The following is a 26,491-nucleotide window of genomic DNA, read 5'->3' on the forward strand; positions in this document are numbered from 1 at the left end:
GATATCCCTTCCGGTCCGGATGCGGGCCGGAAGGGGGGTTCCCGCTCACGGATCCGTCGGCCGACGGACGACCGCGCGCGCGAAAATTCCCCGCAGGCCGTTGCCATGCGAGCTATTGCGGACGTGGGGGCTGCGGATTGCTTCGGGAAGGAAGCGGGAAGCGAATAAAGAATGGTGCCGAGGAGAGGACTTGAACCTCCACGGGGTTACCCCCACTAGCACCTGAAGCTAGCGCGTCTACCATTTCCGCCACCTCGGCACTTGAGGTCGGCCCTGTAAGGGGGCCTGCGCTTCAGGAACGCGTAAGGTAATCCGCGCTGGCGGATCTGTCAAACCCTGCGGCATCCGCAGGTGAAAGAAATGCGCCCGCGCCGCATCGGGGCCATAATGGGCACCGGGCCGGCTCCGGCCTGTCACTGCCGCAGGCACCTCGGGTGCGCGGCACAACACCAGAAGAAAGAGTTCACTGAATGCCAGGAAAACGCAGCAAGCCGCAGATCGACCCCAACCTCGAACGCGAGGCGCAGAAGTACGACAACCCCATCCCCAGCCGCGAGTACATCCTCGACCTGCTGCAGCTCGAGGGGAATCCGCTGTCCTTTGAGGAAATCGCCGGGCGTCTCGGTATCGAGGACGAGGAACGTCTGGAGGCCCTGCGCCGGCGGCTCAAGGCAATGGAGCGTGACGGTCAGGCTCTGTGCAACCGTCGGGGTGCCTACCTCCCGGTCAATCAGGAAGACCTGATCCGCGGGCGCGTGATCGGCCATCCCGACGGCTTTGGTTTCCTGGTGCCGGACGAGCAGGATGACGACCTGTTCCTGTCGCCGAAGCAGATGCGCGGGGTGTTCCACGGGGACCGCGCGGTGGCGCGCGTCATGGGCGTGGACCGGCGCGGGCGTCGTGAGGGCGGCATCGTCGAGGTGCTGGAGCGCAACACCACCCAGGTGGTCGGGCGTCTGCGCATCGAGGACGGCGTGGGCCTGCTGACCCCGGACAACAAGCGCATCACCCACGAGATCCTGGTACCGCCGGACGGTCTGGGCGAGGCGCAGGACGACCAGATCGTGGTCGTGCGCATCCGCGAGATGGCTTCGCGCAAGTCGCGTCTGCGCGGTGACGTGGTGGAGGTCCTGGGCGAGCACATGGCACCGGGGATGGAGATCGACATCGCGATCCGTGCCCAGGGTCTGCCGTTCGAATGGCCGGACGAGGTCACCGAAGCGGCGGACAAGCTGGGTGATTCGGTACCGGAAAAGGCGAAGAAGGGGCGGCTGGATCTGCGCGACAAGCCGTTCGTGACCATCGACGGCAGCGATGCGCGGGACTTTGACGATGCCCTGTATTGCGAGCCCGAAGGCAAGGGCTGGCGGCTGTGGGTCGCGATCGCCGATGTGTCGCACTACGTCGAGCCGGATTCCGCGCTGGACCGCGAGGCGGTCAATCGCGCGACCTCGGCGTATTTCCCCGAGCAGGTGATCCCGATGCTGCCCGAGGCGCTGTCCAACGGGCTGTGCTCGCTGAATCCGGACGTCGACCGCCTGAGCATGGTCTGCGAGATGGAGATCGGTGCCCGCGGGGCGCTGAAGAGCTACCGTTTCCACGAGGGCGTGATTCGCTCGCATGCCCGGCTGATCTATGATGATGTGGCCGCAATGCTCGCGGGCGATGAGGGCCTGCGCGAGCAGAACGCGCAGGTGCTGCCGCACGTGGAGGAACTGCACCGGGTGTTCAAGGCGCTGCACGCGGCGCGCAACCGCCGTGGTGCGATCGATTTCGATTCCACCGAGACACAGATCGTGTTCGGCGAGGACCGCAAGATCGAGCGCATCGTGCCGGTGGAGCGCACCGATGCCCACCGCCTGGTCGAGGAATGCATGATCATGGCCAACGTGGCCGCGGCGCGCTTCCTCAAGAAGCACAAGGTCCCGGCGCTCTACCGCAACCACGATCAGCCGCCCGCAGAGAAGGTCGAGGAGCTGCGTGAATTCCTCAATGGCGCGGGTCTGTCCCTGGGCGGAGGCGACGAGCCGACCCCGCGGGACTACACCGAGGTCCTCAAGGCGGCGAAGCAGCGCACGGACCAGAAGCTGATCCAGACCGTGCTGCTGCGTTCGCTGTCGCAGGCCGTGTATTCACCCGACCTCGGCGGTCACTTTGGTCTGGCGCTGGATGACTACGCGCACTTCACCTCGCCGATCCGGCGTTATCCGGACCTGCTGGTCCATCGGGGCATCCGGCACGTACTGCGCAATGGCAGCAACAAGGGCTTCCCCTATACCCACCAGCGCATGGAGGGCCTCGGCGAGCACTGCTCGATGGCCGAGCGCCGTGCCGAGGACGCCACGCGCGATGTGGAGGCCTGGCTGAAGGCCGAGTACATGCAGGACAAGGTCGGGGATGTGTTTACCGGCATCGTCTCGGGCGTGACCGGCTTCGGCCTGTTCGTGGAGATTCAGGGGGTGTACATCGAAGGCCTGGTGCATGTCTCCAGCCTCGATAACGATTTCTACCACTTCGATCCCAAGCGCCATACCCTCACGGGCGAGCGCGCCGGTCGCGTGTTCCGCATCGGTGACGAGCTCCAGGTCCAGCTGGTGCGGGTAAGTCTGGATGACCGCAAGATCGACCTGGCGCTGGCCGGCGAGTCGAAGCCGGCGGAGAAGGCTGCACCCGCCGCGCGCCCGGCCGGTCGCAAGGGCCCGGGCGGAGGTCCCGGTGCCGGCGGGAAGAAGCGTGGCAGCGCCCGCGACAACGCCCGTCGCAAGCGTCGCGCCAGAGGAGGCGATGCGGAGGCGGGCGGGGGGCCGGCTGCTGGCCCGGATGCGGGCCCGGCGTCCGACGATTCGGCACCCGCCGACAGCGAAGGCGAACACGCAGCCGCGGAATCGGCCCCTGAATCGGTCCCTGAATTGGCGCCGGAGCCCGCCGGTGACGACGCACCGAAGAAGAAGGGCCGGCGGCGCGGCCGTCGGCGCAGCAAGCCTTCCGCGGAGGAGGGTGACGCCGCCGCGCAGGGTGCCGGCGGGGGTGCCTCCGACGAGGACTCCGCAGATGCCCCGGAGCCGGGCAACGAGCGGCTTCCGGAGGTCGAGGCCGTTCCGGACAAGGATGGCAACACCATCCCTGACGAGGATGCCACCGGCCAGGGCGGCTCCGGAGACGGCGAAACCGGGGGCAAGCCGGGGCGGCGCCGGAGCCGTCGCCGTCGCCCGGCCTCCTCCTCCTGAGTGATGCACGGATGCCTGGCGTTTCCGGCGCCGTTCCGGGCGCCATGTCCGTACCGCGACCGAAAGTGCGGGGACGTGCGGGATGAGCCGTAGCGGCGGAAAGGGGCGCTCCCGGGGCGAGGCCTTCGGCGGGATCCATGCGGTGGCGTCGCTGCTCGAGCGTGCTCCGGAGCGGATCAAGAGTCTCCAGCTCGCGCGCGGCGAGGTGGATGCATCCCTGCAGCGCATCCTGGAGCGCGCCGGTACGCGGGGAGTGGCGGTGGAGCGGGTGGCCCGCGAGCGCCTGGACCAGCAGCACCCCGGATTTCAGCACCAGGGCGTGATCGTGCACTGTACGCCCCGCCCGGTGGTGGACGAGCGCGAGCTGCGCCAACGCGTGGAGGCCGGCCTGGATCTGGTGCTGGTGCTGGATGGCGTCACCGATCCGCACAACCTCGGCGCCTGCCTGCGCACGGCGGACGCCGCAGGCGCCGGGGCCCTGGTCGTCCCGCGCCACCACAGTGCTCCATTGACACCGGCGGCGATCAAGGTGGCTTCCGGCGCGGCGGAGACCGTGCCGGTGGTGAGCGTGGGCAATCTCGCCCGCACCCTCGCCGCGCTGAAGGAAGCCGGCATGTGGGCCACAGGGCTGGACGGCGAGGCGCAGCAGGCGTTGTACGACGTCGATCTGCGCATCCCTGCCGCGATCGTCATGGGCGCCGAGGGCGAGGGCCTGCGGCGCCTGACCCGCGAGGCCTGCGATCATCTGGCGCACATTCCCATGGTCGGCACCGTGGAGAGCCTGAACGTTTCGGTCGCCACCGGCGTGTCCCTGTTCGAAGTCCGGCGCCAGCGCCGTGTTGTGACCGCGGGCAACATCGGTTAACGTATTGCGCCTTTCCGCCCGTCGTTAGGGCGGTTCCTTGCCTCACCGGCGCACCGGGAGGCTGTTACCCGCAAGGAGTTGGATATGCGTCACTATGAAGTCGTGTTTCTGGTCCATCCCGACCAGAGCGAGCAGGTCCCGGCGATGATCGAGCGCTACAAGGGTCTGGTGGAAGGCCACAGCGGCACGGTCCACCGTCTGGAGGACTGGGGCCGCAGGCAGCTCGCCTACCCCATCCAGAAGCTGGTCAAGGCCCACTACGTGCTGATGAACATCGAGGCCGACGAGGCCGCGATGGAAGAGCTCGACAGCGCCTTCCGCTTCAACGATGCGGTGCTGCGTCACCTGTCCATCCGCATGGATCGTGCGATCACCGAAGCGTCCCCGCTGGCCAAGGGCCGCGAGGAAGAAGAAGGCAAGGGCAGCCGCCGCCGCGAGGACGCCTCCGCGGACGAGTCGGCCGAAGCCCCCGCCGACGAGTGATCCCGAACCCCACCCCCGTTTACTGAAGGAGATCGGACATGGCCCGTTTCCCGCGTCGTCGCAAGTTCTGCCGGTTCACCGCCGAAGGTATCGAGTACATCGATTACAAGGACCTGAACCTGCTGAAGAATTACATCACCGAGACCGGCAAGATCGTGCCCAGCCGCGTCACCGGCACCAGCGCCAAGTACCAGCGTCAGCTGTCCACGGCGGTCAAGCGCGCGCGTTTTCTCGCGCTGCTTCCGTACAGCGATACGCATTGATCAGCGCCTGAACGCTGCCTGATCGCCGCCCGGGGGGCGGAGTGCAACGGTCATGCAGATCCTCGCCGAATTCGCGATGAAGAGCCGGGGCCGCGCCGTGGGTGCGGTCGCCGGCTTTGGTATTGCCGGGCTGTTCCTGCCGCCGGTATCCATCGTCAGCAGTGCCCTGGTGGCGCTGGTCGGGCTGCGTCTGGGGCTCGGTCAGGCCCTGATCGTCCTCGCGATCGCCTCCGGCCTGCTGGGCGCCGCCCTGTGGGGTGCGAGCCCCGGAACACCGGGACCGGCGGTGCTGCTGGCCGGTGTCATCCAGTGGTTGCCGGTGGCCCTGCTGGCGGAACTGTTGCGGCGCACGGTGTCCTGGCGCATCACCCTCAAGGCCGGGGCGCTGGTCGCCGGCGCCGGGGTGCTGCTGATGCACGCCCTGGTGCCGGATGCCGAGGCCTTCTGGGTGCGGGCCGGCATGGAGTTGCTGGCGCCGCTGGTGGAGTCCGGCGAGGCGGCGGCGCGCGAAGAGCTCGAGGCGGTGCTTGCCGACCTCGCGCCCTACCTGGCCGGGCTGCTGGCGGGCATCGTGCTGCTGAGCGTGACCCTGGCGATGCTGATCGCCCGCTACTGGCAGTCGGCGCTGTACAACCCGGGGGCCTTCGGCGCGGAATTCCGCGCCCTGCAGCTGGGGCCGGGCGTCAGCGCCGCCGCGGTCGTGCTGCTCGCGGTGGGGCAGCTGGTGCCGTCGCCGCTGGCGATGGAGCTGGCGTTCATCCTGGGGGTGCTCTTCTTCCTCCAGGGGATCGCCCTGATGCATGCGCTGACGCATGGCCAGGGCATGAGCGTGTTCTGGCTGGTGGGCATGTACGTTTTGATGGCCCTGGCGTTGCCGCAGATGTTCCTGCTGCTGGCCACCATCGGGGTCATCGACGCGTGGGCGGATATCCGCCGGCGCATGGGGATCGGTCGCGAGCGCGATGCCGGCGACGATCCCCCGGAATCCTGAGCGTGTGACGCGCGCGGTTCGGCCGGCGCGGCACACGGTGTAGAATACGGCCCGACCTCGGGTCGCTGGTTCAATCGTTGACGGGAAGACCAAGATGGAAGTCATTCTGCTGGAAAAGATCGACAACCTGGGCGGGCTGGGCGATCGCGTCCGCGTGCGCCCCGGTTTTGCGCGCAACTACCTCCTGCCGCAGGGCAAGGCGGCCTTCGCCACCGCGGAGAACATCGCCGAATTCGAGGCGCGTCGTGCCGAGCTGGAAAAGGCCGCGGCCGAGGCCGTGGCGGCCGCCGAAGCCCGTCGCGAAAAGCTCGACGGCATGGATCTGGAGATCCGGGCCAAGGTCGGTGCCGAAGGCAAGCTGTTCGGCTCGGTGAGCCCGGCCGACATCGCCGATGCGCTGACCGCGAAGGGCGTGGAAGTGGAGAAAAAGGAAGTGCGCATGCCCGAGGGCCCGCTGCGGGCGACCGGCGAGTTCGAGGTGGGTGTTCACCTGTACTCGGGCGTCGACGCGGAAATCCGCGTCATCGTCACCCCCGAGGAGTGAGGCTCCCGATGGCGGACGGGCGGACCGCCGGGCGGGCCGCTGCCGCCGCGGGCCCGCATGATGGCGGCGGGGACACGGCATGGCGATGACCGACATGCCGCGCGTCCCGCCGCATTCCCAGGAGGCGGAGCAGTCCGTCCTCGGCGGTCTGATGCTCGACAACGGGGCATGGGACCGGGTCGCCGACCGCATTACTGCGGACGACTTCTATCGGCATGACCACCGCGTGCTGTTCCGGGCGATCGGGCAGCTGGCGGAGCGCAATGCTCCGTTCGACGTGGTGACGGTTTCCGAACAGTTGGAACGCACCGCCGAGCTGGAAGCCGCCGGCGGCATGGCATATCTCGGCCAGCTTGCTAGTGATACCCCTTCGGCCGCGAACATCGTGGCCTATGCGGACATCGTCCGCGAACGCTCCATACTGCGCTCTCTGATCACGGTCGGCACCGAGATCGCCGATTCGGCGTTCGTGCCCGAGGGCCGCGATTCCAAGCAGCTGCTGGACGAGGCGGAACAGAAGGTGTTCCGCATCGCCGAGCTGGGCGCGCGCGGGGCCCAGGGCTTTCGCGGCATGAAGCCGCTGCTGGCGTCCGCCGTCGAGCAGATCGAGTTCCTCTACGAGAGCACCAGCCCGATCACCGGCATCGCGACCGGTTACCAGGATCTGGACGAGCTCACCTCCGGGCTCAACCCCTCGGACCTGGTGATCGTGGCCGGGCGCCCGTCGATGGGCAAGACCAGTTTCGCGATGAACATCGCCGAATACGTGGCGATGAAGAATCAGGAACCGGTGGCGATCTTCTCCATGGAGATGCCGGGCGAGCAGATCGCGATGCGCCTGTTGTCCTCCATGGGCCGGATCAACCAGCAGAAGCTGCGTTCCGGGCGCCTGGACGACGGCGACTGGCCGCGCCTCACCAGTGCGGTGCAGATGCTCTCCGGGGCGCCGTTGTTCGTCGACGACACCCCGGCCCTGACGCCCACCGAGCTGCGTGCCCGTGCGCGGCGCCTGATGCGCGAGCACCAGGGCCTCAAGCTGATCGTGGTCGACTACCTGCAGCTGATGCAGCACCCCGGCTCCGGCGAGAATCGCGCGCACGAGATCTCCGAGATCTCGCGCTCGCTGAAGGGTCTGGCCAAGGAGCTGGAGGTGCCGGTGATCGCCCTGTCCCAGCTCAACCGTTCGCTGGAGCAGCGCCCCAACAAACGCCCGGTGATGTCCGACCTGCGCGAATCGGGAGCGATTGAACAGGACGCAGACATCATCGCGTTCGTTTATCGCGACGAGGTCTATAACGAGGAATCGCCGGACAAGGGGACCGCCGAGATCATCATCGGCAAGCAGCGTAACGGGCCGATCGGCACCGTGCGGCTGACCTTCCGCGGCCAGTTTACCCGTTTCGAGAACTACGCCCCGGACGTGTACGGCGAGGTGGGCCCGGAGGGCTAGTCACGACATGCAACGGGCGGCCAGCATCCAGCTCGATTCCGGAGCCCTGCGCCACAACCTGGAGGTGGCCCGCGGGCTCGCCCCGGAGGTCGCGATGTGGCCCGTGATCAAGGCCGAGGGCTATGGCCATGGTCTCGATTGGGCGGCGCAATCACTGGGGGAAGTGGCCGACGGGCTGGCCGTGTCCGCGGTGGAGGAAGCCGAGGTCCTGCGGCGGAGCGGATTCGATGGCCCGCTGCTGGTGCTGCAGGGCGGGCGGGACTCCGCCGGGCTTCGCCGTTGTGCGGAGCTCGCGCTGCAGCCGGCGGTGCATGCTCCGGCGCAGCTGGAAGCGCTGGACGCCGCCAGCGTCGCCCTGCCCGAGGTCTGGATCAAGCTCAACACCGGGATGAATCGACTGGGATTCGCCCCGGCCCAAGCCGATGCCGTGGAACGTGCCCTGCGGGCGGCCGGTCACGGCGGGCGCGGCCTGCACTGGATGACCCACATGGCCTGTGCCGACGACCCGGCGGATGACCACAACGCGGCGCAACTGTCGGCCTTCGCCACGGCCGTGGCGGGACGCTCCGGCGCGCGCTCCCTGGCCAATTCGGCGTCGCTGTTCGCCGGCTGGGGGCGCGGGGTCGGCCACGGCGCGGACGAGGCCTTCCGCGCCCGTCCCGGCATCATGCTCTACGGCTGTCACCCGGCCTCGGTACCGGCCGAGACGCCGCCGGAGGGTCCGCACGCCGACCTGCGCCCGGTGATGACCGTGCAGGCCCCGATCATCGGGATCCAGCATCCGGCGCCCGGCGACGGGGTGGGCTACGGCGCCACCTGGACCGCGCATGGCGGCGAGCGCATCGGCATCGTGGCCATGGGCTATGCGGACGGTTACCCGCGCCACGCCCCCACCGGCACGCCGGTGCGGGTACGCGGTCAGCTCTGCCCGCTGGTCGGGCGGGTCTCGATGGACATGCTCGCGGTGGATCTCTCCGACGTGCCCGAGGCCGCGGTGGGGGATCTCGCGACACTGTGGGGCGAGGGCCTGCCGGTGGAGCGCGTGGCGCGTGCTGCCGGCACGATCGGCTACGAGCTGCTCACGCGGGTGGCCGGGCGTCTGCGGCCAGCGTAGCGAGTGCCGGCGGGCATCCGTAAACTGGCCCGTTCACGCGAGCCAGGAAGCCCCGATGCACGAAGAATTCGATCCCGCCGACTACGCCCCCGATACCGTCGCCATACGCCATGGCTACCGTCGGACCCCCGAGCAGGAACACTCCGAGGCCATCTTCCCGACCTCCAGCTTCGTGTTCGACAGCGCGGCGGAGGCCGCCGCGCGGTTCTCGGGCGAGGTCCCCGGCAACATCTATTCGCGCTTCACCAACCCCACCGTGAGGACCTTCCAGGAGCGGCTCGCGGCGCTGGAAGGCGGAGAGGCCTGTGTGGCCACCGCCTCCGGCATGTCCGCGATCCTCGCGACCATGATGGGGCTGCTGAAGGCCGGCGATCACGTGGTCTGCTCGCGTTCGGTGTTCGGCACCACCACGGTGCTGTTCAACAACTACCTCGGGCGCTTCGGCGTGGAGGTGACCTACGTCGAGCTCTCGAACCTCGAGGCCTGGGAGGCCGCGACCCAACCGAACACCCGGCTGTACTTCTGCGAGACGCCCTCCAACCCGCTGGGCGAGGTGGTGGACATCGCCGCGCTGGCGGAGATCGCGCATCGTCATGACGCGCTGCTGGCGGTGGACAACTGCTTCTGCACCCCCATTCTGCAGCGCCCGCTGGATCTGGGTGCCGACATTATCATCCACTCGGCGACCAAGTTCCTCGACGGCCAGGGCCGCTGTCTGGGCGGCGCGGTGGTGGGCGACGCCGAGCGTGTGGGCAAGGATGTCTACGGCTTCCTGCGCACGGCCGGTCCGACGCTGTCGCCATTCAACGCCTGGGTGTTCCTGAAGGGGCTGGAAACCCTGTCCCTGCGCATGCGTGCCCACAGCGATAATGCGCTGGCCCTGGCGCAGTGGCTGCAGGCCCATCCAAAGGTGACGGCGGTGCATTACCCGGGCCTGCCGGATCACCCGCAGCACGCGATCGCGAAGCAGCAGCAAAGCGGTTTCGGTGGCGTGCTGAGTTTCGAGGTCGCCGGAGGACGTGAGGCCGCCTGGTCGGTGATCGACGCCACCCGGTTCCTGTCGATCACCGCCAACCTGGGTGATGCCAAGACTACGATCACCCACCCGGCGACTACCACCCACGGCCGCGTGGACCCGGACAAGCGCGAGGCCCAGGGCATCACCGAAGCCATGGTGCGCGTGGCCGTCGGGCTGGAGGCGGTCGCCGACATCCAGCGTGATCTGGCCCGCGGCCTCGACGCGCTCTGAACCGCTGGCCTGACGGGTCCCGCGGGCATGTCGAGCGACTCGGACAACCGGTGCGTCAAGTCTGCGCGCCGCCGGCCGCGCTGGCGCATTCTGCTGACGGTCGTGATCGGGTTTCACCTGCTGGGGTTCCTGTCTTCGCTGGATGCGCTGATGTCCACCCGGACGCCGCAAGGGGCGGTTGCCTGGATCGTCTCGCTCAACACCGTGCCCTATGTGGCGGTGCCGGCCTACTGGGTCTTCGGCGCCAGCGAGTTTCGCGGCTATGTCGTGGCGCGGCGCGACGAGGACTCGAGTCTCGCCCGCGCGCTGCAGCCGAAGACCGAGGAGCTGTGGTCACACCAGTACGTCGCGCAGGAACCGAGCAAGCACCTGGACGGCGTACAGCAGCTCGCCCGCTGGCCGTTTCTCCACGGTAACGAGGTCGAGCTGCTGGTGGACGGCGAGGCGACCTTCGACAGCATCTTCCGCGGCATCGAGCAGGCCGAGCGCTACCTGCTGGTGCAGTTCTATATCGTGCGTGACGACGATCTCGGGCGCGAACTCCAGCGGCGGCTGGTGGAGCGTGCCGAGGCCGGTGTCGACGTCTATTTCCTGTATGACGAGATCGGGAGCTACCGCCTGCCCGGGAGCTACCTGGACACCCTGCGGGAGGCGGGCGTCCATGTGCAGCACTTTCACTCGACCCGCGGGCGCGGCAATCGCTTTCAGCTGAATTTCCGCAATCATCGCAAGATCGTGGTCGCCGATGGCGAGCAGGCCTGGGTCGGCGGGCTGAACGTGGGCGACGAGTACCTGGGCCGCGATCCGGAAATCGGTGCCTGGCGCGACACCCACCTGCGGATTGCGGGGCCGTCCGCCCTCGCGTTGCAGTCGGTGTTCCTGGAGGACTGGCACTGGGCCATCGAGGCGGTCCCGGAGCTGGAATGGAAGCCGGCGACCATGGCGGAGGACGGGGTCCCGGTGCTGATCCTGCCCTCAGGACCGGCCGACGAGTTCGAGACCGCCAGCCTGATGATGCAGCAGGCGATACATTCCGCCGAGCGGCGCATCTGGATCGCCAGCCCGTATTTTGTGCCCGACGAGGGCGTGCAGGGTATGCTCAAGCTGGCCGCACTCAGCGGCGTCGACGTGCGCGTGCTGATCCCCGAGGTGACCGACAACCCCCTGACCACGCATGCGGCCTATGCCTTCCTGGGCCCGCTGCTGGATGCCGGTGTGCGCGTCTACCGCTATCAGGAGGGCTTCCTGCACGGCAAGGCGTTCGTGGTGGACGACATGGGCGCGGCGGTGGGGACCGTGAACCTGGACAACCGCTCGTTCCGGCTCAATTTCGAGGTCACGGCACTGGTGCTGGATCCGGCCTTTGCCAGCGAGACCGCCCGCATGTTCGAGGCCGACTTCGCCCGCTCGCGCGAGATGACCCGGCAGGACGTGGACGACCTGCCGTTATGGCGCCGGGTGGCCGCGCGCGCCGCCTATCTGCTGGCGCCGGTGCTGTAGTTCGTGGGCGTCCTGCCCGCGCCGGTGCTATACTTTCATTTGTAATGCTTCTTTCAGGCCCGCCCGTGTTACGAGCCCTGCACTACTTGCTGACTCTGTTGATCGCCGCCGCGCTGTTCGCGGCGCCGGTGGCCAGTGGACAGATGCTGCACGGCGAACCTGGAGCGGCAATGGCCGCGCAAGCCCACTGTGCCGACCCGGGCGCCGTTTTACATGCGGATGCCTCTCTGATCCCGATCGAAGGCCCGACCTGCGAGGTGCCGTGCGCGGTCTGTGGCATCTGCGGGGTTTCGGCCCTGCCTTCCAGCGTTACTCTGTCGGTCACTGCCGATCTCTCCGGCCCCGTTCCGGGTGTCGTGGCCATGGCCCTCGATGCCCGCGCGGGTCCGGACCTGCGCCCCCCTCTCTGAGTCCTCCCCGGCCGGGCCCTGGCCCGGCATCGGTGATCGCTGATCGCTGCCGCGGTGCGCCGTTTCGCGCATCGTCGTTTGTTTCTACGCCCCGGGAGGGCTACACCTTGATGAATGACCAATACACGATGATGCATGACCAGGGTTTTGCCTGGACGACAGCCCTCGGCTTCGGCCACGGCTGGATCGGACCCCTGATTCTTGTGCTGCTGATCCTCGGGGTCGCGTTCTTGATCAAGTACCTGATCAGCAGCCGCTAAAGGAGGTTCGCGATGAAAACGGAAACGAAGCCGGGGGATGCCCGCGCGACGGTGGTGATCGTCCCTGGGAGGACTCCATCATGATGAATGAACAAGGTTTTGGCTGGATGGGCGGTATGGGCCTGGGCGGAGGCCTGATCGGGCTTCTGGTCCTGGTACTGCTGATCCTCGCGATCGCCGCGTTGATCAAGTATCTGTTCGGTGGCCGGTAAGGAGTCACGCGATGACGACGTCAGAAACGAAGCCGGCGAACGCCCGCGAGGCGGTGGTCATCGTCCCCGGCATGGGGTCGGACCACTGCGGGGGCATCGTGCGCTCGGCGCTGGAAAAGACCCCGGGGGTGACCTCGGTGGGGACCAATATCGCCCGGCACCGGGTGACGGTGGGGTATGACCCCGACCAGGTCGACCCGCAGGGGCTGCGCGCCGCGGTGGAGGGCGCCGGTTACGACGTCGCGCAGGTCGAGGGCGAGGCCGGGGGCTCCGGTTCGGTGCGGCTGGTGGTGCCGGGCATGGGCTCGGATCACTGCGCGGGCATCGTGCGCGCGGCGATCGAGAAGCTCGACGGGATCGAATCCATACGCACCAACATCTCGGATCACCGGGTGACGGTGGAGGTGACGCCGGCCGGGCCCGATGGCGAGGCTTTGCGCGCGGCTGTGGAGGGGGCCGGCTACGATGTGGCGGCGGTGGAGACCGACGATGCCGCCAGCGAGGCGGACGACGCGGCGATCGACGCCGCTTACGTGAAGCAGGCCTGGAACCGTCTGTGGTTCGCGATGGTGCCGACCATCGCGATCATGGTCCTGATGATGCCGCACATGTTCTGGCAGCCGATCCCCGGCTATCTGCTGATCATTGCGTTGCTGGCCTTCCCGGTGGTGTTCCTCGCGGGAGGCGCGGCCACCCATCGTTCCGCCTGGCGTTCGCTGAAAAGTGGCAATCTGAACATGGACGTGCTGATCTCCATGGGCAGCCTGCCGCCCTACCTGATTGGACTGGTCGGTTTCGTCTATCCGATGACCTCGTTCATCGAGATGGCCGCGACCATCATGGCCTTCCACATGCTCGGTCGCTATCTGGAGTACCGCGCGAAGGGCGAGGCGTCTTCGGCGATCCGCAAGCTGCTGGATCTGGGTGCGAAGACCGCCCGGGTCGAGCGTGATGGCGAGGAGGTCGAGGTGTCGGTCAAGTCGCTCCAGGTGGGCGACGTGATGATCGTGCGCCCGGGCGAGAAAGTGCCGACCGATGGCGAGGTGGTGGCGGGCGAAAGCACCGTGGACGAGTCCATTGCCACCGGCGAGTCGGTCCCGGTAGACAAGGGCGAGGGCGACACCGTGCTCGGTGCGACCCTGAATCAGCAGGGGCGGTTGAAGGTGCGTGCGACCCGCGTCGGGGCTGACACCTTCCTGTCGCAGGTGATCCGCCTGGTGAATGAGGCGCAGGGTTCGCGCGTGCCGGTGCAGGAACTGGCGGACCGCATCACCGCACGCTTTGTGCCGGCCGTACTGGTGATCGCGCTGGCGGCGTTCGCGGCCTGGCTGGCGTTCTCCGGGGCGCTGCAGCCGATCCTGATCTGGGGCGAGGGTTTCCTGCCCTGGGTGGATTCCGAGCGTCCCCCGCTGGTGCTGGCGATCCTCGCGGCGATCGCCGTGCTGGTCATTGCCTGCCCCTGTGCGCTGGGGCTGGCCACGCCCACCGCGCTGATGGTCGGCTCCGGCATGGGCGCCGAGCGCGGCGTGCTGATCCGCTCGGGATCCGCGATTCAGACCCTGAAGGACATTGCGGTGATCGTGCTCGACAAGACCGGCACCATCACCCGGGGGAAGCCCGCGCTGACCGACGTCATCCCGGCCGAGGGCTTCGACGAGTCCCGCGTGCTGCGGGCTGCGGCGGCCGTGGAGGCCGGTTCCGCGCACCCGCTGGCCGACGCCATCGTGCAGGGCGCGCGGGACCGGGAGCTGGAGGTCGCCGAGGTCGAGCAGTTCCAGTCGCATACCGCACGTGGAGTGGAGGCGCGGCTGGGTGACGAACGCATCCTGGTCGGCAGCCAGCGGCTGCTGGAGGAGCAGGGCCTGGATCCGTCCGGCCTGCTGGAATCGCTGCGGCGGCTCGAGGATGCCGGCAAGACCGCGATGCTGGTGGCCATCGGCGATCGACCCGCCGGCATCGTCGCGGTCGCCGACACCCTCAAGGAAGAGTCACAGGCCGCCATCGAACAGCTGCACAGCCTCGGCATCCGCTGCGTGATGGTCACCGGCGACAACGAGCGCACCGCCAACGCGGTGGCCGCGCAGGTGGGGATCGACGAGGTCCGGGCCGGCGTGCTGCCGGAGGGCAAGGTCGAGGCGATCCGCGAACTGCAGGCCGAGTACGGCGACCACGTGGCGATGGTCGGCGACGGCATCAACGACGCCCCGGCCCTGCAGCAGGCCAATGTCGGGATTGCGATCGGGGCCGGCGCGGATGTCGCGATCGAGGCGGCCGACGTGACCCTGGTGCGCGGGGAGCTGACCAAGGTGGTCGAGGCGGTCCAGCTGTCGCGGCTGACCTTCCGCAAGATCGTGCAGAACCTGTTCTGGGCCTGGGGCTACAACTCCGCCGCGATCCCGATCGCCGCGGCCGGCCTGCTGCACCCGATGATCGGTGTGGTCGCGATGACCGCCAGCTCGCTGTCGGTGATCGGCAATTCCATTCTGCTGCGCCGGAGCATGCCGGCATCCCGTACTGGAGAAAAGCAATGATGAGACGACGTCAGTTTCTGGGGCTGGCCGCGGCGCTGCCCGTGATCACCACATTCGGCGGCTGGAGCCTGTTCAACCATGCAGTGTCCGCCCCCCGTTTCGACAATGCCCTGTTTCTGCCCGGCGCGGACGGCCCGTTTGCCGTGCTCGCACCCAACAAACCGTTCACCCTGGTCGCGGAGCAGGGGTGGCTGCCGGTGCCGGGGCGCGAGGAGACCCCGTTCCTCTGGTACCGGACGCAGATGAACGGCCATGACTACCAGAATCCGATCCTCTTGTTGCGCACCGGCGATGAACTGGACGTCACCCTGGACAACCAGCTCGACGAGGGCACGATCATCCACTGGCATGGCCTGCATGTTCCGGGCCGGGTGGACGGGCATCCGATCCATACGGTCGACCCCGGTGAGCAGTACGAATACCGCTTTCAAGTGACCAATCGTGGCGGTACTTACTGGTATCACACCCATGCCCATCATCGGACGGCGCGCCAGGCCCACCAGGGGCTGGCGAGCTTCCTGCTGGTGAGCGACGACGACAACGAGGCGCTGAACGAGGCGCTGGGGCTGGAACTCGGCAAGACCGACCTGCCGCTGGTACTGCAGGACAAGCGCTTCGACCGGCTCGGCCATCTGGTGTACCGGCCGAACCCGATGCAGCGGATGATGGGCTATCTCGGCGACGAGGTGCTGGTGAATATGACGCCGGCCGCGACGCACGAGGTGGAGCGGCGTATCCATCGCCTGCGCCTGCTGAACGGCTCCACCGCCCGGATCTACCGCCTGGCCCTGCGAGTGGACGGCGAGGCGGTCCCGTTCCGGGTGATTGGCACGGACGCGGGCCTGCTGGACTCGCCCCGGGAGGCCCACGAGGCCTTCCTGTCGCCGGGAGAGCGTCTGGAGGTCCTGGTCGACTTCGCCGCGTTTGCCGGAGGCGACCGGGTCGAGCTGCACAGCCTGGAATTCGACCCAATGGCCGGTGGCGGCATGGGCGGCGGAATGGGTCGCATGATGGGTGGCGGCATGCACGACGGCGATCCGCTCGCATTGCTCGAGTTCGTGGTCCAGGAGGGCGAGGCGGTCACCGCCGAGGTGCCCGAGCGCTTGTCGCGGATCGAGCCCATCGACGTGACGGATGCCGGCCAGCGGGATATCCGTCTGGACATGGCGCCGATGCAGTGGCGCATCAACGGAGAGACGTACGATCCTGACCGGGTGCCGATCGAGGTGGATGCCAACACGCGGGAGGTGTGGACCATCCGCAATGCGGACCGCAGCATGCCGCATCCGATGCATATCCATGGCTTCTCGTTCCAGGTGCTGTCGCGCTCGGGCGGTCCGGACTTCGTGCACCAGCAGGCCGTGAACGATGAAGGCCTGGCCGTCACGGACCTGGGCTGGAAGGACACGGTCCTGCTGTGGCCGGGCGAGACCGTGCGCATCGCGATCGACTTCACCCATCACTACGCTGGTGATCAGCTCTACGTGTTCCACTGTCATAATCTGGAGCACGAGGACAACGACATGATGGTGAACGTGCGCGTCCGCGCCTGACCGTGCGTAGCGACAGAGGGATGCCATGAGCGAAAGACCGCGGCCGCACCCGGCCGTCTACCGCGCGGCCGAGGCCGCATTGCGCGAACGGGACCCGGAGACCAAGTGCGAGCGGGCGCTGGAGCTCATGCGCGGGTGGTGGGCGGACGAGCTGGAGGCCGGGAGTGCCCCGGCACCGGAACGCATGGAGGTGCCGGGGCGGCCCGAGCACCCCGTGCTGGTGCACCCGAAGGAACTGCCGCGGCGCGGGCTGCACACGACGGCCGGGCGGGTGGCGCTGGTGCACGCGGTCGCGCATATCGAGTTCAACGCGATCAACCTGGCGCTGGATGCCGTGTATCGCTTTCGCGACATGCCGGCGCCGTTCGTCAGCGACTGGCTGCAGGTCGCGGCGGAGGAGGCGCGGCACTTCCGGCTGCTGCGGGCGCGCCTGCACGAGCTGGGTGCGGACTACGGCGACCTGCCGGCCCATAACGGCCTGTGGGAGGCGGCGCTGGCGACCGATCACGACGTGATGGTGCGCATGGCGCTGGTTCCGCGCGTGCTGGAGGCGCGCGGGCTGGATGTGACGCCCGGCATGATCGAGCGTCTGACGGCGGCGGGCGATCACGCGACCGTGGCGCTGCTGGAGATCATCCAGCGCGAGGAGGTCGCGCACGTGGCGATCGGCACCCGCTGGTTCCGCGAGCTGGCGCATGCGCGAGGGTTCGATCCCGAGCCGCTGTTCCTGGCGCTGCTGGCCGAACATATGCCGGGGCGGGTCCGGCCGCCGTTCGCGCACGAGGCCCGCCTGGCGGCGGGGTTTACCGAGTCGGAGATGGGGGCGCTGGAGCAGCAGGGTCGGCGCTGAAGCAGCCCCGGGGTAACCCCGCGACAGTCTCAGGCGTGGAGCAGGTGTGCGGGGTAGGGCGTTTCGTCCAGCTGGCGCAGGACCGGGCCTTCCGGGCCGAGCTCCAGGAAGCCGGGGTGCTCGTCCCAGGCCGGCAGCACGCAGCGCTGACGCGGCTGGCCGGCGATCTCCAGGTCGTGGATCGCGGGGCGGTGGGTGTGTCCGTGGATCAGCAGCGGCACGTCGCCGTCGCGAAAGGTCGCGGCCACGGCTTCGCCATTCACGTCGGTGATCGCGGCGGCCTTCATCTGCCCGTTGTGACGGCTGGCCTCGCGCATGGTTTCGGCCCGCGCGATGCGCTGTTCCAGTGGCTGGCCGAGGAAATCCCGTTGCCAGGCCTCGCTGCGCACCATCTGGCGAAAGGCCATGTGTTCGCTGTCGTCGGTGCACAGGGAGTCGCCGTGCATCAGGAGGGCCGGGCCGCAGGGCAGCGTGGCGTGCAGCGGCTCGGGGGCGAGTGTCATGCCGGCGCGGGCGGCGTAGTCCGGGCCCACGAGGAAGTCGCGGTTGCCATGGATGAACATGACCGGCGCCTCCAGCGCGGAGAGCGCCGCCGCCAGTTGCTCTGCCGCGGGATGCGGGGCGTCGTCGCCGACCCAGTACTCGAACAGATCGCCCAGGATGTACAGGGCCGAGGCGGTCCGCGCCGGGCCGTCGAGGAACGCCAGCGCGGCGTTCAGCGTCGGGCCGGGTTCGCGCTCCAGGTGCAGGTCGGAGATGACCAGGGCGGGCGCGGTCTCGCTCACGGGATCAGTCGGCGCGGCGGGCGCTTTCCAGGACCACGGGTTCCTGCGGCACGTCCTGATGCATGCCGGAACGGCCGGTGGGCACGCCCTCGATGGTGCGCACGACGTCCATGCCCTCGACCACTTCGCCGAACACCGTGTAGCCCCAGCCCTGCGGGTTGGGTGCGGTGTGGTTGAGGAAGTCGTTGTCGTTGACGTTGACGAAGAACTGGGCGGTGGCCGAATGCGGGTCCTGGGTGCGGGCCATGGAGACCGCGCCGACCTTGTTCTTCAGGCCGTTGTCCGCTTCGTTGCGGATCGGGTCGCGCGTGGGCTTCTGGCGCATGTCCTTGTCCATGCCGCCGCCCTGGACCATGAAGCCGGGGATCACGCGATGGAACAGCGTGCCGTCGTAAAAGCCGTCGTCGACGTACTGCAGGAAGTTGGCGACGGTCTCCGGCGCGGCTTCGGCGTCGAGTTGCAGGACGATGCGGCCGTGCGTGGTTTCAAGCGCGACCTTGGGGCTGGATTCGGCCATGAGGGCTCCCGGAAAGCTGAGGACGAGGATCAGGAGGGCCGCGGCGATGCCGGCCGGCGGAACAGGACGGGGCATGACGACACTCCGGAATCAGGAGCCGGCATGGTAACCGTGGGCCCCCGCCGGTTCCAGTCACCCGGATGCTCGGCTACCATGCGCGCCATGACGACAACCGTGACCCGCACCCGTTTCGCGCCCAGTCCCACCGGGCTGCTGCACCTTGGCAATCTGCGTACCGCGCTGTTCAGCGCCATGCTGGCTCGGGCGCGCGGCGGGCATTTCCTGCTGCGTATCGAGGATACCGACGCCGAGCGCTCGCGCGCCGAGTTCGTCGAGGCGCTGCAGCAGGATCTGCAGTGGCTGGGGCTGAACTGGGACGAAGGATACGGCGCGGCCGCCGGCGACGCCGGCCCCTATGCCCAGTCACAGCGTACGGGACTCTACCAGGCCTACTACGACCGGCTGATCGAGGCCGGCCTGGCGTATCCCTGTTTCTGCACGCCGGAAGAACTGGAGCGCGGGCGCAAGCGCATGCGTGCCCAGGGCAAGCCGCCGCGTTATCCCGGCACCTGTGCCGGACTGGACCCGGAGGAGGCGCGACGCCGCGAGGCCGAAGGGCAGCGTCCGACCCTGCGTTTCCGCGTGCCGCTGGGGCGCACGGTGCGCTTCGAAGACGGAGTGCGCGGCGCGGTGAAGTTCCGCACCGACGAGATCGGTGACTTCGTGATCCGGCGCTCGGACGGTACGCCGGCGTTCTTCTTCTCCAACGCGGTGGACGATGCCCTGATGGGGGTCACCGACGTGGTGCGCGGCGAGGATCACATCGCCAACACCCCGCGCCAGCTGCTGTTGCTGGAGGCGCTGGAACTGCCGGCGCCCGGGTATCACCACCTGCCGCTGGTCAACGGCGATGACGGGGCCCCGCTGTCCAAGCGCAACGGTTCGGCCAGCATCCGCGAGCTGCGCGAAGCCGGGGTGCTGCCGCTGGCGATCCTCAACCACCTCGCGCGGCTGGGTCATCGCTACGAGGAGGAGGGGCTGCTGTCGCTGGAGGGGCTGGCGCAGGGGTTTGACCAGGGGCGCATCGGCCATTCCGCCGCGCGCCACGACCCGCGCCAGCTGGAGCACTGGCAGGCCGAGGCCCTGCGCGCGCTGTCGGACACGGATCTGCAGGCGCATCTCGCGGGGCTGGGCGTGCTGGACCCGCTGCCGGAAGCGACGCGTTCGGCCTGGATCGCGCTGGCGCGCGACAACATCGCATCGGTGGAAGATGCGCGGTGCTGGGTAGCGGCCTTTGCGGAGGATCCGGCGCCGCTGAGCGACGCGGCCCGCGACGAGATCGCGGGCGCCGGGCCGGCCCTGTTCGAGGCCGCCCTGGAGGCGCTGGATACCAGTACGGACTTCCCCGAGGTGGCGAAGGCGGCAGGGGCGGCCACGGGTCGCAAGGGGCGCGGCCTGTTCATGCCGCTGCGCGCGGCGCTGTCCGGGCAGACCTTCGGGCCGGAGCTGCCGCGCATCCGCGAATATCTGGGCCCGGAGCGCACCCGCGTTCGACTGCAGGCCGCACGCGACGTGGCGGCCGCGGCCGCCGACTGATCCGCCGGGTCAGCGGGGTGGCCGTTCAGGCCGCCTCGTGGGTGCCGAACGCGCGCGCCCGCAGGGTGTTGTCCAGCAGCATGGCGACCGTCATCGGGCCCACGCCGCCGGGGACCGGGGTGATCCAGTCCGCGCGCTCCGCCGCGCCGTCGAATTCCACGTCGCCGCACAGCGTGCCGTCATCGCGCCGGTTGATGCCGATGTCGATGACCGTGGCCCCCGGTTTGACCCAGTCGGCCTTGACCAGCCCGGGCTTGCCAACTGCCGCCACCAGGATGTCGGACTGGCGGGCGATGGCCGCGGTATCCGGGGTGAACCGGTGACAGATGGTCGGCGTGGCGCCGGCCAGCAGCAGTTCCAGCGCCATTGGCCGGCCAACGATGTTGGAGGCGCCGATGATGCAGGCCGTGCGCCCCTTGAACGGCTCCTCGATATGGCGCAGCAGCTGGATGACGCCCCAGGGCGTGCAGGGCCGCAGGCGCGGGATGCGCGCCACCAGCCGTCCGACGTTGTAGGGATGGAAGCCGTCCACGTCCTTGGCCGGGGAGATGCGCTCGATGATGGTCTCCGGGTCGATGTGCTCCGGCAGCGGCAGCTGGACCAGGATCCCGTCGATGGTGCGGTCGGCGTTGAGCTGGTCGATCAGCGCCAGCAGATCGGTCTGCGGCGTGCCCGACGGCAGGTCATAGGAGTGCGAGACCACGCCCACCTGTTCACAGGCCTTGCGCTTGTTGCGCACGTACACCTGCGACGCCGGATCGGCCCCCACCAGGACCACAGCGAGACCCGGCGGGCGCAGATCGCGCGAGGTCATGGATTCGATCTCGGTGGCGATGCGGGCGCGGTGGGTCTGCGCGATGGCGCGTCCGTCGATGGTCTGGGCTGTCATTCGGTCTCGTCCGGCAGGAGGGCTGAACGCGATGATCCCATGGCACAGCCGGGTCCTCAAGGAAGGTCGGAGACGATTCACGGGGCTGCGACGCGGGCCATGGCTTGACCCGGGGGCCTCCCGGCGCTACGATTTCGCACTCGCTGTGCAGGACCCATTGCGGGAACGGCTCGACGGGGTATAGCGCAGTCTGGTAGCGCGCCTGCTTTGGGAGCAGGATGTCGGGGGTTCAAATCCCTCTACCCCGACCATGGCGGACGCAACCGGCTGGAACAACCCGGATGCCCGGCGGCAAACGCGCTCGTAGCTCAACCGGATAGAGCACCGGCCTTCTAAGCCGGCGGTTGCAGGTTCGAGTCCTGCCGGGCGCGCCAGAGCCCGGATCGGCAATGGCCGAAGCAGTGAAACAATACGGTGGTGACCGTAGCTCAGTTGGTAGAGTCCCGGATTGTGACTCCGGTTGTCGTGGGTTCGAGTCCCATCGGTCACCCCATCCCTCGCTTGTGCTCGTCCGTACCGGGGGCCGTTAGCTCAATTGGTAGAGCAGTGGACTCTTAATCCATTGGTTGAAGGTTCGATTCCTTCACGGCCCACCATCTTTACGTGTCTTTCCGCATGGCGACCCGAGCGGTCCGGCGGCCACCGGCCTCGCAGCCGCGCCATGAGTTCCCTCTCCCTCCCGCATGCTTCCCCCACCGGCGGTTCTGCCCGAAGCCGGATTGCGCCATGCTACATTGATGGCCTCTGCGGCGCGGTGCGGAGCACGATCAATGACGGATGCCCTGACAATCGAGACGATCACCGAGCGGGTCCAGAGGGTGTTCGCGCGTTACCGCGAAGTGGATGCGGTCTTTCTGTTCGGCTCTCGCGCGGAGGGTCGGGCGCGGGAGGGCAGTGACATCGATCTCGCGCTGGTCGGCCCCGCCGGGGCGATCGAGCCGCGCCGCCTGGACATCCTGACGGATCTGGCGCGGGAAGGGCTGGATGCGGTGGATCTGGTGCTGCTCGATGGCGCGGATCCGGCATTGCGTTTCGAGGCCGTACGGCCGAACTGCCTGCTGCATGCCGGGCCCGACTTCGATCGGGGCAGTTACTACTCGCTTGCGCTGCGGGAATACTTCGATTTCGAACCCTACCTCCGTGTCCAGCGCGAGGCCCTGAAGGAAAGGCTGCTCGATGGTCAGGCCTGAAGTCATCCGCAGACGCATCGAGGCCGTCTCTGAGAACCTCGAGGTCCTCGAACGGCTTGCGCGGTACGACGAGGACGAGTTCCTCGCTGACCCGGAGCATTACGGTAGCGCCGAACGCTTCCTCCAGCTTGCGCTGGAAGCGCTGCTGGACATGGGCAGCCACGTGATCGCGGACAATGGTCTGGGCTCGGTGAACCAGGGGCGGGACATCCCCCGTCTGTTCCGCGAACACGGGTACATTGACAGCGCGCTGGAAGAAAAATGGCTGCGGATGATCGGTTTCCGAAACATCCTGGTCCATGCCTACCTGCAGCTGGATCGCAGGCAGGTGTACCAGGTCCTGTGCAATGACCTCGCTGACATTCGTGCCCTGCAGCGGACATTCGCGAGTTTCCTCTGACCGAGTGGGTGCCGTCCGCGTGCGCGCGCAGGGCCGTTACCGCTCCTCGCGGAATTCGCGCGCCGTGCGGCTGGCCGTCTCGCGCTTGTCCTCGATGCGCTGGCGGTCGCGCTCGCTGGCGTCCCCGGCCTCCAGGGCCACCTCGAACTGCCGCACCGCTTCTTCGTACTGGCCGCGATGGAAGAAATACTCGGCCATGGTCTCGTGGCGCAGGGCCTCGCGGCCGGCCTCGCTGGCGATGTTCGCCTGCAGGCGCAGCAGGGCCGGTTCCGGTGCTTCGGTCTCGCGGATCATGCGCGAGGTGATCCGCAGCGCCCGGTCGTAGTTTCCGATATCGCGCTGGACGCGGGCCATGCGCTCGCGCACCACCGGGTGGCCGGGGTAGACGGTGTCCAGGTCCTCGAGGCTGTTGAGGGCTGCTTCGTGTTCCCCGGTTGCGCGTTCCACGGCGATCCGCGCCAGTTCCAGGGTGAGTGTGGGGGCGTCGGGCGCGTCGATACGGTCCAGGAGCTGGCGGGCCTCGCGCGGATTGTCGCGTTCAAGCTGTGCGATCGCGCCCCCGTACAGCTCCGCGGCGGAGGCATCCTCGCCGATTCGGTCCAGTGCGCGCCGTGGATCGCTCAGCGCCCGGGCGCGGGCCTGCATCCAGGCGAATTCGGGGCCCTGGTTGCGCACGCCTTCGGGCTTGTCGCGCGCACGGTTGCGCGCATCGGTGATGCGGTCGAGCGTGACCGGGTGGGTGCGCAGATATTCGGGTACCGCGTCGCCCGCCCCCCGGGAAAGCTCCTGCATGCGCTCGAAGAAATCGGCCATCGCATCAGCGTCGAAATCGCTGGCGGCCAGGATGCGCATGCCGACCCGGTCGGCTTCCGCCTCGTTGGCGCGCGTGAAGTTGATCCGGGACTGCATGCCGCCGGCGACGCCGCCGGTGATCACCGCCTGTCCGAGCTGCGGGTCGATCCCCGCTGCGAGGACCCCGGCGAGGATCGCCAGGCCGGTGCGGAAGTTGATCTCGCGGCCGCGGGCGAACATGCGTGCGAGGTGGCGCTGGGTTACGTGGGCGATCTCGTGCGCCATGACCGCGGCGAGCTCCGCCTCGTCCCGCGTTTCCAGCATCAGCCCGGTGTGCACCCCGATGATGCCGCCCGGCATCGCAAAGGCGTTGACCTGATCGTTGTCGATCGGGATGAAGTGGAAGGTGATGCGTTCGCCGTCACTGTGGCTGGCAAGCTGGCGGCCCAGCGATTCCACGTAGAAGCGGATTTCCGCATCGTCCACGACCGGCAGGGAGCGGCGTACTTCGCGCAGCAGGGAGCGGCCGAGCTCGCTTTCTTCGGCGGGGGTCAGGACGCCGCCCGAGGCTTCGCCGAGGCGCGGGAGGGAGGTATCCGCAGAGGTGCTCGCCGGTGCCAGAAAGAGCACCAGAAGAAGCGGGATCAGGAACGTGAGGAGGGTCTTTTTCATGATACGGGGGCCGGTGGTGGGCCGACCCCCGCAGCGTGATGCTGCCGCTTGCGTATTACTTGCCCAGCCCGGGGGCCGAGGAGTAGGCCCGCATGCTGTCGCGGTCCTTCCACAGCTTCGGTTGCAGCACCGACTCCGGGACCATGAATTTCTTGCGGTCCAGGACCTTGTGGGTGCGAGCAATCTTCACCACATTGTCGTACTTGAGCTTGAACAGCAGGCCCACGTCGCCGCCGGAGGTGTAGCGAACGATCATGTGATCGTCCTCCATGCGATGGACGTAGATGTTCGCCGGGCGCAGCTTGCCCTGGCCATCCTTCATCGTCACGGCGTAGTGGCCGTCTACCTGGAAATCACTCTTTTCCACCGGAAAATCCTCCGCAGGACTGTTTAGGCGGGCGTGACCTTACCACGTCTGACCGCCGCGGGCGAGACCGGTTCCCTCGGCCGGTGTTGCCGAATGGTAACGTCAGTCGCCCGCAGCCATTTGCAATTGTGCGCGGTTTCGATATGCTCCGCGCCCACCGTGTGCGTGGCCTTTATGCATGGGTAGCGCGCACCTGCTACACCGCCCGGAAATCAACCGGAAACTGGAGCTGGCCGTGTACGGATTCTCGGAAATCACCCCGGATGAACTGGAGCAGTGGCGCACTGAGGGTCGGGATTTCCGGCTGGTGGATGTGCGTCAGCCGGCCGAGACCGGCCGCGGGGTGATCCCGGACGCCGAACTCGTGCCCCTGGCGGCCGTGCCGCCGCGCAAGGACGAGTTCAGCGGAGATGAGACCCCCGTGGTGTTCTATTGCCAGAGCGGGGCGCGTTCGGCCCAGGCCTGCGCCTTCATGTCCCAGCAGGGCGTGGAGGGCGTGTATAACCTGCGGGGCGGCATCATGGGCTGGGCGCAGTCCGGCCGCTCGATTGTTACGCCCGATTAGCATCTGGTTGTATTCCGATTCCGTTTCCCCTATAAGGGGGAGTTCGGCGGATCCACGACCGGTAACGGTCAACCATTACGAAGACTCACAAAGGAGAGAAAGCCATGGCCAACTTCGATCAAGAGCTCGACGCCTCCGGCCTGAACTGCCCGCTGCCCATCCTGCGTGCCAAGAAGGCGCTGGCCTCCATGGATGCCGGTCAGGTGCTGCACATCATCGCCACCGACCCGGGCGCGGTGAAGGACTTCCAGGCGTTCGCCAAGCAGACCGGCAACGAACTGATGGAGCACAAGGAAGAGGGCGGCAAGTTCTACTTCCTGGTCAAGAAGGCCTGAGGTCTCCTGACGCATCGAAGCCCGGGGCCGGTCTCGCGAACGGCCCCGGGCTGCCGGTAGACGCGGTTACCGTGAGGTAACTGGATTGATGCCTGGACCCGATCTAGGCTGGCTGCAAGGTCCGTACAAAAGAGGCCTGCTCGCCCACAGCGAAGAGGTGACATATGGCGACATATGCTGAGATGCAGCAAATCTTCGACGACATCCGCGGAGATTTTCGCTACGACCATGATCTCAACGGCTGCCTGAACTGCGGGATCTGCACGGCGACGTGCCCTTCCGCCCAGTTCTACGACTACTCCCCGCGCGAGATCGTCCAGCTGCTCTGGACGGAGAACGTCGAGCAGATCTACGACGCGATGCAGGAAAAGATCTGGGCCTGCGCCCAGTGCATGACCTGCGCCGCCCGCTGCCCGTTCAAGAACTCCCCCGGCGGTCTCGTCGCGATCATGCGCGAGGTGGCCATCAAGCACGAGATGCAGTCGGCCAAGGACGTTCTTCGTCCGTTCGGGCGCGTGATGCTCAAGCTGATCACGACGGGTAACCAGCTTTCGCCCGACATGATCCAGCCCGATCACTTCCCGGACTGGGGTCCCAATATCCAGAAGGTGGAAGGCGATCTCCAGGTGCTGCGCAAGGCCATCCCGGTGAAGACCCTGCAGACCGTGGAAACGGCCTGGGAGGTCTCGCTCAAGACTTCGGTCGAGATGTACACCATCTGGGAAATGACCGGCGTTCTGAAGTCCCTCGAACTGATGGATGAAAACCTCTTTGACGTGATCGAGGACTTCATCGACGAGAAGCGCGAGGATTACGAAGACTGGCTCGAGGAGCAGGAAGAGGAAGACGACGAGTAATCGTCGGCGTCCCTCCGGTTCCGC

General features: G+C 67.9%; 27 protein-coding genes and 5 tRNA genes. 26 read left to right on the top strand and 6 right to left on the bottom strand.

Going from position 1 to position 26,491, the window contains the following annotated elements:
* Nucleotides 1–172: 172 nt before the first annotated feature.
* Nucleotides 173–259, bottom strand: a tRNA-Leu gene (locus D577_RS0107190).
* A 211-nt stretch (nt 260–470) separates the two neighbouring features.
* On the opposite strand from D577_RS0107190, the gene rnr reads away from it, so the two are divergent.
* The 16 genes from rnr to D577_RS0107270 all read left to right on the top strand — a co-directional run bounded on the left by rnr (nt 471) and on the right by D577_RS0107270 (nt 17,502).
* Nucleotides 471–3,227 carry a ribonuclease R gene (rnr, locus tag D577_RS0107195; RefSeq protein WP_018946845.1) on the top strand — a complete coding sequence of 919 codons (2,757 nt, stop codon included), beginning with the start codon at nt 471–473 and terminating at the stop codon, nt 3,225–3,227.
* A gap of 82 nt (nt 3,228–3,309) precedes the next feature.
* Entirely contained in the window at nt 3,310–4,092 is a 783-nt protein-coding gene (gene rlmB / locus D577_RS0107200) for a 23S rRNA (guanosine(2251)-2'-O)-methyltransferase RlmB (RefSeq protein WP_018946846.1), read from the top strand.
* A gap of 84 nt (nt 4,093–4,176) precedes the next feature.
* Nucleotides 4,177–4,575, top strand: a complete 399-nt coding sequence (gene rpsF / locus D577_RS0107205) for a 30S ribosomal protein S6 (RefSeq protein WP_018870343.1) — start codon at nt 4,177–4,179, stop codon at nt 4,573–4,575.
* 38 nt (nt 4,576–4,613) lie between these two features.
* Nucleotides 4,614–4,838: a 30S ribosomal protein S18 gene (gene rpsR / locus D577_RS0107210; RefSeq protein ID WP_018870342.1), complete on the top strand. Its 225-nt coding sequence runs from the start codon at nt 4,614–4,616 to the stop codon at nt 4,836–4,838.
* 52 nt (nt 4,839–4,890) lie between these two features.
* Entirely contained in the window at nt 4,891–5,829 is a 939-nt protein-coding gene (locus D577_RS0107215; RefSeq protein WP_018946847.1) for a hypothetical protein, read from the top strand.
* Nucleotides 5,830–5,923: 94 nt separating this feature from the next.
* Nucleotides 5,924–6,373, top strand: a complete 450-nt coding sequence (gene rplI / locus D577_RS0107220) for a 50S ribosomal protein L9 (protein WP_018946848.1) — start codon at nt 5,924–5,926, stop codon at nt 6,371–6,373.
* Between the two features lie 85 nt (nt 6,374–6,458).
* The gene (gene dnaB / locus D577_RS0107225; protein ID WP_024328719.1) at nt 6,459–7,823 is read left to right on the top strand and encodes a replicative DNA helicase; all 1,365 of its coding nucleotides are present in this window, start codon (nt 6,459–6,461) and stop codon (nt 7,821–7,823) included.
* Nucleotides 7,824–7,830: 7 nt separating this feature from the next.
* A complete protein-coding gene (alr, locus tag D577_RS0107230; protein ID WP_018946850.1) occupies nt 7,831–8,937 on the top strand; it encodes an alanine racemase in 1,107 nt (368 codons plus the stop codon).
* A 55-nt stretch (nt 8,938–8,992) separates the two neighbouring features.
* Complete coding sequence (locus D577_RS0107235; protein WP_018946851.1) at nt 8,993–10,186, top strand: O-succinylhomoserine sulfhydrylase; 1,194 nt, start codon at nt 8,993–8,995, stop codon at nt 10,184–10,186.
* A gap of 27 nt (nt 10,187–10,213) precedes the next feature.
* Nucleotides 10,214–11,686 (top strand): cardiolipin synthase, encoded by a 1,473-nt coding sequence (gene cls, locus D577_RS0107240; protein ID WP_018946852.1) that lies wholly within the window; start codon nt 10,214–10,216, stop codon nt 11,684–11,686.
* 44 nt (nt 11,687–11,730) lie between these two features.
* Nucleotides 11,731–12,096 (top strand): hypothetical protein, encoded by a 366-nt coding sequence (locus D577_RS14240; protein WP_371180227.1) that lies wholly within the window; start codon nt 11,731–11,733, stop codon nt 12,094–12,096.
* A 110-nt stretch (nt 12,097–12,206) separates the two neighbouring features.
* Nucleotides 12,207–12,356 (top strand): hypothetical protein, encoded by a 150-nt coding sequence (locus tag D577_RS14245; protein ID WP_018946854.1) that lies wholly within the window; start codon nt 12,207–12,209, stop codon nt 12,354–12,356.
* A gap of 80 nt (nt 12,357–12,436) precedes the next feature.
* Nucleotides 12,437–12,568, top strand: a complete 132-nt coding sequence (locus D577_RS14495; RefSeq protein WP_018946855.1) for a hypothetical protein — start codon at nt 12,437–12,439, stop codon at nt 12,566–12,568.
* 11 nt (nt 12,569–12,579) lie between these two features.
* A complete protein-coding gene (locus D577_RS0107260) occupies nt 12,580–15,099 on the top strand; it encodes a heavy metal translocating P-type ATPase (RefSeq protein ID WP_018946856.1) in 2,520 nt (839 codons plus the stop codon).
* Nucleotides 15,096–16,652, top strand: coding sequence for a multicopper oxidase family protein (locus D577_RS0107265; protein ID WP_018946857.1), 1,557 nt, complete (start codon nt 15,096–15,098; stop codon nt 16,650–16,652). The genes D577_RS0107260 and D577_RS0107265 overlap by 4 nt, the downstream gene beginning before the upstream one ends.
* Before the next feature lie 25 nt (nt 16,653–16,677).
* Nucleotides 16,678–17,502 carry a ferritin-like domain-containing protein gene (locus D577_RS0107270; protein WP_018946858.1) on the top strand — a complete coding sequence of 275 codons (825 nt, stop codon included), beginning with the start codon at nt 16,678–16,680 and terminating at the stop codon, nt 17,500–17,502.
* Nucleotides 17,503–17,531: 29 nt separating this feature from the next.
* On the opposite strand, the gene D577_RS0107275 is transcribed toward D577_RS0107270, so the two are convergent.
* Both D577_RS0107275 and D577_RS0107280 read right to left on the bottom strand, forming a co-directional pair.
* Complete coding sequence (locus tag D577_RS0107275; protein WP_018946859.1) at nt 17,532–18,287, bottom strand: UDP-2,3-diacylglucosamine diphosphatase; 756 nt, start codon at nt 18,285–18,287, stop codon at nt 17,532–17,534.
* Between the two features lie 4 nt (nt 18,288–18,291).
* On the bottom strand, nt 18,292–18,804 hold the full coding sequence (locus D577_RS0107280) for a peptidylprolyl isomerase (RefSeq protein WP_026288965.1): 513 nt from the start codon (nt 18,802–18,804) through the stop codon (nt 18,292–18,294).
* 153 nt (nt 18,805–18,957) lie between these two features.
* Between D577_RS0107280 and gltX the strand changes: the two genes are divergently transcribed.
* The gene (gene gltX / locus D577_RS0107285) at nt 18,958–20,400 is read left to right on the top strand and encodes a glutamate--tRNA ligase (RefSeq protein ID WP_018946861.1); all 1,443 of its coding nucleotides are present in this window, start codon (nt 18,958–18,960) and stop codon (nt 20,398–20,400) included.
* Between the two features lie 25 nt (nt 20,401–20,425).
* On the opposite strand, the gene folD is transcribed toward gltX, so the two are convergent.
* Nucleotides 20,426–21,289 (bottom strand): bifunctional methylenetetrahydrofolate dehydrogenase/methenyltetrahydrofolate cyclohydrolase FolD, encoded by an 864-nt coding sequence (folD, locus tag D577_RS0107290; protein WP_018946862.1) that lies wholly within the window; start codon nt 21,287–21,289, stop codon nt 20,426–20,428.
* A 174-nt stretch (nt 21,290–21,463) separates the two neighbouring features.
* On the opposite strand from folD, the gene D577_RS0107295 reads away from it, so the two are divergent.
* The 6 genes from D577_RS0107295 (at nt 21,464) to D577_RS0107320 (ending at nt 22,879) form a co-directional block, all read left to right on the top strand.
* Nucleotides 21,464–21,540: transfer RNA gene (locus D577_RS0107295), tRNA-Pro, on the top strand.
* Nucleotides 21,541–21,586: 46 nt separating this feature from the next.
* Nucleotides 21,587–21,663 (top strand) — tRNA-Arg (locus D577_RS0107300).
* A gap of 43 nt (nt 21,664–21,706) precedes the next feature.
* Nucleotides 21,707–21,782: transfer RNA gene (locus D577_RS0107305), tRNA-His, on the top strand.
* Nucleotides 21,783–21,809: 27 nt separating this feature from the next.
* A tRNA-Lys gene (locus D577_RS0107310) sits at nt 21,810–21,885 on the top strand.
* A 174-nt stretch (nt 21,886–22,059) separates the two neighbouring features.
* Nucleotides 22,060–22,479 carry a nucleotidyltransferase domain-containing protein gene (locus tag D577_RS0107315; RefSeq protein WP_018946863.1) on the top strand — a complete coding sequence of 140 codons (420 nt, stop codon included), beginning with the start codon at nt 22,060–22,062 and terminating at the stop codon, nt 22,477–22,479.
* Complete coding sequence (locus D577_RS0107320; RefSeq protein WP_018946864.1) at nt 22,466–22,879, top strand: DUF86 domain-containing protein; 414 nt, start codon at nt 22,466–22,468, stop codon at nt 22,877–22,879. Before D577_RS0107315 ends, D577_RS0107320 begins: the two co-directional genes overlap by 14 nt.
* A gap of 36 nt (nt 22,880–22,915) precedes the next feature.
* On the opposite strand, the gene D577_RS0107325 is transcribed toward D577_RS0107320, so the two are convergent.
* Complete coding sequence (locus tag D577_RS0107325; RefSeq protein ID WP_018946865.1) at nt 22,916–24,343, bottom strand: M48 family metalloprotease; 1,428 nt, start codon at nt 24,341–24,343, stop codon at nt 22,916–22,918.
* Between the two features lie 55 nt (nt 24,344–24,398).
* Nucleotides 24,399–24,710: a hypothetical protein gene (locus tag D577_RS0107330; RefSeq protein ID WP_018946866.1), complete on the bottom strand. Its 312-nt coding sequence runs from the start codon at nt 24,708–24,710 to the stop codon at nt 24,399–24,401.
* Nucleotides 24,711–24,945: 235 nt separating this feature from the next.
* On the opposite strand from D577_RS0107330, the gene D577_RS0107335 reads away from it, so the two are divergent.
* The 3 genes from D577_RS0107335 to D577_RS0107345 all read left to right on the top strand — a co-directional run bounded on the left by D577_RS0107335 (nt 24,946) and on the right by D577_RS0107345 (nt 26,467).
* Nucleotides 24,946–25,275, top strand: coding sequence for a rhodanese-like domain-containing protein (locus D577_RS0107335; protein WP_024328731.1), 330 nt, complete (start codon nt 24,946–24,948; stop codon nt 25,273–25,275).
* A gap of 104 nt (nt 25,276–25,379) precedes the next feature.
* A complete protein-coding gene (locus D577_RS0107340) occupies nt 25,380–25,610 on the top strand; it encodes a sulfurtransferase TusA family protein (protein ID WP_018870325.1) in 231 nt (76 codons plus the stop codon).
* Between the two features lie 182 nt (nt 25,611–25,792).
* Nucleotides 25,793–26,467, top strand: a complete 675-nt coding sequence (locus D577_RS0107345) for a 4Fe-4S dicluster domain-containing protein (RefSeq protein WP_018870324.1) — start codon at nt 25,793–25,795, stop codon at nt 26,465–26,467.
* Nucleotides 26,468–26,491 lie beyond the last annotated feature (24 nt).

The organism is Thioalkalivibrio sp. AKL17 (assembly GCF_000377885.1).
GTDB lineage: Bacteria > Pseudomonadota > Gammaproteobacteria > Ectothiorhodospirales > Ectothiorhodospiraceae > Thioalkalivibrio > Thioalkalivibrio halophilus.